The organism is bacterium, assembly GCA_026398675.1.
In the GTDB taxonomy this organism is placed as follows: Bacteria; RBG-13-66-14; RBG-13-66-14; order RBG-13-66-14; family RBG-13-66-14; genus RBG-13-66-14.
Genome location: JAPLSK010000132.1, coordinates 1 through 5,296, shown reverse-complemented (window position 1 = coordinate 5,296; position 5,296 = coordinate 1). Strand labels below are relative to the sequence as shown.

Annotated in this window: 4 protein-coding genes and 2 tRNA genes; 5 read left to right on the top strand and 1 reads right to left on the bottom strand. The window is 67.4% G+C overall.

Features of this window, described 5'->3' with window-relative positions:
• Positions 1-402 precede the first annotated feature (402 nt).
• Positions 403-1,887 carry a PQQ-binding-like beta-propeller repeat protein gene (locus NTW26_03240; GenBank protein ID MCX7021287.1) on the bottom strand — a complete coding sequence of 495 codons (1,485 nt, stop codon included), beginning with the start codon at positions 1,885-1,887 and terminating at the stop codon, positions 403-405.
• Positions 1,888-2,107: 220 nt separating this feature from the next.
• On the opposite strand from NTW26_03240, the gene NTW26_03235 reads away from it, so the two are divergent.
• The 5 genes from NTW26_03235 (at position 2,108) to dprA (ending at position 5,227) form a co-directional block, all read left to right on the top strand.
• Positions 2,108-2,183: transfer RNA gene (locus tag NTW26_03235), tRNA-Arg, on the top strand.
• A 119-nt stretch (positions 2,184-2,302) separates the two neighbouring features.
• Positions 2,303-2,378 (top strand) — tRNA-Arg (locus tag NTW26_03230).
• Positions 2,379-2,415: 37 nt separating this feature from the next.
• Positions 2,416-3,402, top strand: coding sequence for a TRAM domain-containing protein (locus tag NTW26_03225; protein ID MCX7021286.1), 987 nt, complete (start codon positions 2,416-2,418; stop codon positions 3,400-3,402).
• Positions 3,403-3,425: 23 nt separating this feature from the next.
• Complete coding sequence (locus NTW26_03220) at positions 3,426-4,043, top strand: methyltransferase domain-containing protein (protein ID MCX7021285.1); 618 nt, start codon at positions 3,426-3,428, stop codon at positions 4,041-4,043.
• Between the two features lie 47 nt (positions 4,044-4,090).
• Positions 4,091-5,227 carry a DNA-processing protein DprA gene (dprA, locus tag NTW26_03215; protein MCX7021284.1) on the top strand — a complete coding sequence of 379 codons (1,137 nt, stop codon included), beginning with the start codon at positions 4,091-4,093 and terminating at the stop codon, positions 5,225-5,227.
• Positions 5,228-5,296 lie beyond the last annotated feature (69 nt).

The following is a 5,296-nucleotide window of genomic DNA, read 5'->3' as shown; positions in this document are numbered from 1 at the left end:
TCCCTCCCCCCAGAGGGGGGAGGGGGAATAAGGCAGCCCTCACCCTTAATCCCTCTCCCACGGGGAGAGGGAAACGTAGGGGCGGGTCTCTTGACCCGCCCGTTTCATTCACCGGTATGTGCCCTAACGTAGGGCGGGGATTCCTATCCCCGCCGTTTTTATGCTCCGACCCTCACCCTAGCCCGTCGGCGCTACTCCCACGGGGAGAGGGAAACGTAGGGGCGGGTCTCCTGACCCTCCCGCGATTCCTTCCCACCGCCGCGCCCTGAAATGTAGGGCGGGGATTCCATCCCCGCCGCTCTACCCCTCACCCTAGCCCTCTCCCTAAAAGGGAGAGGGGACATGCAGGCGACCGTGGAGGACTCGTCCTACCGGTCGCCCCTACGTTCGACGGGGAGCGGCCTAATGCGGCGCGTTGTGCGCGGCGTCGCCGCCCCACATCGCCCAGCCGTCAGCCCAATAATCGCCGGTGTCGAAGGCCACCAGGCTGCCCCGGTCCGTGCCAACGTACACCCAGCCCTCCATGACTACGGGCTGGAACCTTATCGGCTCGCCGACCCGCACGCGCCAGAGCTCGGTCCCGTCCCCCGCCCGGTAGCAGACCACGTAGCCGTCCTCGGTGCCGACGTAGAGCTTGTCGCCGGCCCAGGAGGGAGGTGTCAACATCCGGCCGCCCAGCACCTCGCCCTCGGGCTGGTAGGCCACCTCGTAGACGACCTTCCCGGTCTCGACGTCGGTGCAGACCAGGGCGTCGTGCGCCGTGGAGTACGACAGGCCGTCCACCACCACCGGCCGGGAGCCCTGGTAGGCCCAGATGCCCGACACGTTGCCCCAGCCGAGGTTCGCCTCGCCCTGCTCAAGCTTGGCGGAGGAGGGGGCGGAGGAGAAGCCCACCGCGGAGTCGGCGGCTATCTGCTCCGAGGCGTAGGCGCTCTCGGCGTTGATCTCGTAGCGGAGGTAATCGGCCTTGCGCCGCTGCCAGAGGCTTTCGTTCTCGCGGGCGCCCGAACGGTTGTCGAGCTGCGCCAGCCCCTCGTACTGGACCTGGCCGTACTCGTCGGTCTCCTCGCCCTCCTCGCGCTGGGAGACGTAGACCTGGCCGCCGTAGATGAAGGGGGCGCAGGTGGCGTTCATCTGCTCGTGCCAGACGACCTCGCCCGAGCGGGCGTCGAAGCGGTACACCGTGCCCTCGAGGCAGGCGGCGTAAACCGAGCCATCGGCCACCACGGGGGCGGTGATGACCTCGCCTATCAAGGGCTGGTCCCAGACGCTTTCGCCGGTCTCCAGCTTGCGGCAGGTGAGGTGGTGCTGGCCGTCCTCACCGGGGTAGGTCATGTAGATGTAATCGCCCTGGATGGCGGGCTGGGCCATGAGGGGGTCGCCCAGCCACTCGCCCCAGACCTTGTTCCCCCTTTGGGCGTCCAGGACGTAGAGGATGCAGCTCTCGGTGTTGAAGGCCACGCGACCCTGGGAGTAGATGGCCGCCGTGGGGCCGTCGTCGCCGGCCTGGAACATCCACTCGGCCCGGCCGGTCTGGTCGTCGAAGGCGTAGAACTCGTAGGAGCCGAAGCCGCCGCCGATGTAAATCAGGCCGTCGCCCACCGCCGGGGTGGCCAGGGGGCGTCCGCCGGGGATGGCCACCCGCCAGCCGTCGAAGCCGTTATCGGTGGTGAAGGTCTCCACCCCGATGCCGAGCTCGGAGCCTTGGATGACCGTCTCGCCGCCGCCCTCGCCCATCGGCTCATCCGGGTAGTAGGGGGTCTCCTCGTATTCGCCCATCCCCTGGGCTTCTTCTTTCTTGCCGCCCATGTCGTCGGAGAGGGCCAGCATGGGGAATCCAAGCACCAGCGCCAGGCCGGCGATCCATAAAAGATACGCACGTCTCATCGCGCACCGCCTTTTCGAGAGTCCTCGTAGTATCTGAACCGCTGCCTCAAGGACATTGGTATGCTACTACAAAATAGGGGCAAAAGTTCCCTGGGACGGCGGCGTGACGGTCGGCTTTAATCGGGGCCCATTCTGTGCTATAGTGTGGGCGCGCCGCCCCGGGGTCAACCCGTTAATCCGGACTCCTACATACGACTCATCGGCCTCGGGACGGACTCAGGCGCCCGTAGCTCAGAGGATAGAGCAGCGGTCTTCTAAACCGCTGGTCGGTGGTTCGATTCCACCCGGGCGCGCCATCATGGCGGGTGGCCCTTTTTTGGCCCTCCGCTCGGGGGACCGGGCGATCCCGCCGTAAGTCCTTCGGGGAAGTCGGCTGGGGAGCGTGGACCAAAGCGTCCAGCTTCCCCAAGAGCGTGCGCCAGTAGCTCAGTGGATAGAGCGGCGGTCTCCGGAACCGTAGGTCGGAGGTTCGATCCCTCTCTGGCGCGCCACTCCAGCCGCCCTCTCGAAAAGACCCGAGGCATCGCCATGCTGCTCGCCATCCGCATCGGCATTATCGCCTTCATGGGCGGTATCGCCAGTTTCCTCACGCAGAGCCTCTTCCCGGAAACGGACTTCGCCTACCTCATCGGCGCCGCGGTGGGCGTCGGGGTGGCCGTCATCTTCGTGGCCCTGGAAATCTGGCTCTCCAAGCGGACCAACCGCCAGGTCATCGCCGGGGCCATCGGCCTCATCCTCGGCCTCATCACGGCGACCATCGTCTCCAACATCGCCATCGTCTCGGAATACCCCGCCGTGCGCTATACGCTCTCCCTGGGCGTCATGGTGCTCTTCGCCTACCTGGGCGCGACGCTGGCCATCCGCAAGCTGCCGCCGAGCTGGTTCCGCAAGGCGGACCTCCCCGACGGGGAGGGCGCGCTCCCGAGGAAGGTGCTCGACACCAGCGTGATCATAGACGGGCGCATCGCCGACATCTGCGCCGCCGGGTTCCTGGAGGGCGCCCTTCTGGTGCCGAAGTTCGTCCTGAAGGAGCTTCAGGTCATCAGCGACTCCTCGGATGCGCTCAGACGCAACCGCGGCCGACGCGGGCTGGACATCTTGAACGACATGCAGAAGAAGCTCGGCAACCGCGTCCAGATAGACTCGACCGACTTCCCCGAGCTCGCCGAGGTGGACTCCAAGCTGGTCAAGCTCGCCATGACCAAGGGCGCCAAGATACTCACCAACGACTTCAACCTGAACAAGGTGGCCGAGCTCCAGGGGGTCGAAGTCCTCAACATCAACGAGCTGGCCAACGCGCTCAAGCCCGTGTACCTGGCCGGGGAGCGGATGTTGGTGAAGCTCATGAAGGAGGGGACCGAGTCGGGGCAGGCGGTGGGGTACCTGGAGGACGGCACCATGGTGGTGGTGGACCGCGGCCGGGACCATATAGGCCGTGAGGTCGAGGTTACGGTCACGAGCCACCTGCAGACCTCGGCGGGCCGGATGATTTTCGCCCGCCTGAGCCAGGATTGACCCCTCTCGACGGGGGAGCGGTAATGGCCCCGACGGACTCGCGGCGCAGGGGTGTCTTCGACGCTCTGGCCGAGGGGTGGGACGACGCCACATCTCACGACCCCGTCAAGCTGGAGCGCATCGCCGACTTCCTGAGTCTGAAGCCCGGTCAGCAAGTCCTGGACGCGGGGTGCGGCACCGGCGTCATGATCCCCTTTCTTCGGCGGCGTCTCGGCGGGTCCGGCGCCATAACGGCTCTGGACTTCTCCCTGCGGATGATCGCGGTGGCGAAGGGGAAGTATCCCCCGGCGGATAACCCGGATATAAAGTTCGTCGTTCAAGACGTCATCGGGATGGCGTCGGACCGCGAGTTCGACGCGATTATCTGCTATTCCTGCTTCCCCCACTTCCCCGACCAGGCGGCCGTCGTGAGGACCCTGGCCGCCGCGTTGAAGGAGGGGGGCAGGCTGGTAATCGCCCATTCCCAATCCCGTCGCGCCATCAACGACCTCCACCGGGTGGCCGGCGAATTGATGCGGGGGGACTACCTGCCCACCGTGCCCGAAATTACCGGGATGATGGAGTCGGCCGGGTTGAGGGTCACCGGCTCGGTGGACGACGAGGAGCTCTTCGTCGTTCGGGCCGAGCGGCCGTCCGCCTGACTTTTTCACCCGCCGGTTCGGGATTTCCAAAAGCGTGCCGTAGTCGGATGCACAATCCCGCCGACATAGCGCCGGACTCCGAGGTCGCGGCCTGGGTAAGCCTGAACCTGGTCCCCGAGGTGGGGCCGGTTCATTTCCGCCGCCTGGTGGAGCGCCTGGGCTCGGCCCGGGAGGCCCTGGCGGCGCCCCACGGCCGGCTCTTGCAGATTGAGGGCATCGGTCCCGTCCGCGCCGCCAATATCCTCGCCGCCCGCTCAGACGCGCACCAGAAGCGCCTGGAGCGCGAGCTCGACGCCGTCAATCGCTTCCCCGACCTCTCCCTCTTCCTCCTCTGTGACCCCGATTACCCCGCCCCGCTCAAGGACCTGACCGACCCGCCGGCGGTGCTGTACGTGCGGGGGGAGTACCTTCCCGAGGACCGGCTGGCGGTGTCCATGGTGGGCACCCGGAACCCGAGCCCCTACGGGCGGGAGCTGGCGCGCAAGCTGGGCGGGGGGCTGGCCCGGGTCGGGGTGACCGTGGTCTCGGGCTGCGCCGCGGGGATAGACCTCGCTTCGCAGATGGGGGCCGTTGCCGCCGGGGGGCGGAGCATCGGCGTGCTGGGCTGCGGGGTGGACCGGGTTTTCCCGACGAACGAGGGCGCGTCCTTCGACAGAATACGGGCCTCCGGCGCCCTGATGAGCGAGTTCCCCCTGGGCACGGAGCCATTGGCGCAGAACTTCCCCCGCCGCAACCGGCTCATCGCCGCCCTGGGGTTGGGCGTGGTCGTGGTAGAGGCGCCGCTAAAGTCCGGGGCGCTCATCACCGCCGAGTTCGCCGTCGAGCTGAACCGCGAGGTGATGTCCTGCCCCGGCAACGCCATCCGCGACGGGGCCCGCGGTTCCCATGCCCTGTTGAAAGAGGGGGCCGCCCTGGTGGAGACGGTCGAGGACATCCTGCGGGCCGTGGGCCGCGCCGCCGACCCCCGCCTCTTCGCCGACCGGGTGACCGCCCCCGAGGCGCCCGACCTCACCGACGGCGAGGCCGCCCTCCTTGGGGCCCTCACCGCCGAGGCCGTCCACCTGGACGAGCTCACCGCCCGGTTGGAGAGCCCCCGGGCGGAGATCCTCCAGCTCCTCTTATCCCTGGAGCTCAAAGGCGTCGTGGAGCAGCTCCCCGGCATGTACTACCGCCGACCGTTCTGACCCCCGCTTGCCAAGCCCACCGATTTCTGCTATAAACCCCTGAAAACGACGCCGTCCGAAAAACCCCTC

Bases quoted from the DNA above. Each gene is read 5' to 3' on its own strand.
- NTW26_03225 (MCX7021286.1), top strand. From the start codon at position 2,416: ATGCTGCTCGCCATCCGCATCGGCATTATCGCCTTCATGGGCGGTATC.
- dprA (MCX7021284.1), top strand. From the start codon at position 4,091: ATGCACAATCCCGCCGACATAGCGCCGGACTCCGAGGTCGCGGCCTGG.
- NTW26_03220 (MCX7021285.1), top strand. From the start codon at position 3,426: ATGGCCCCGACGGACTCGCGGCGCAGGGGTGTCTTCGACGCTCTGGCC.
- NTW26_03240 (MCX7021287.1), bottom strand. From the start codon at position 1,887: ATGAGACGTGCGTATCTTTTATGGATCGCCGGCCTGGCGCTGGTGCTT.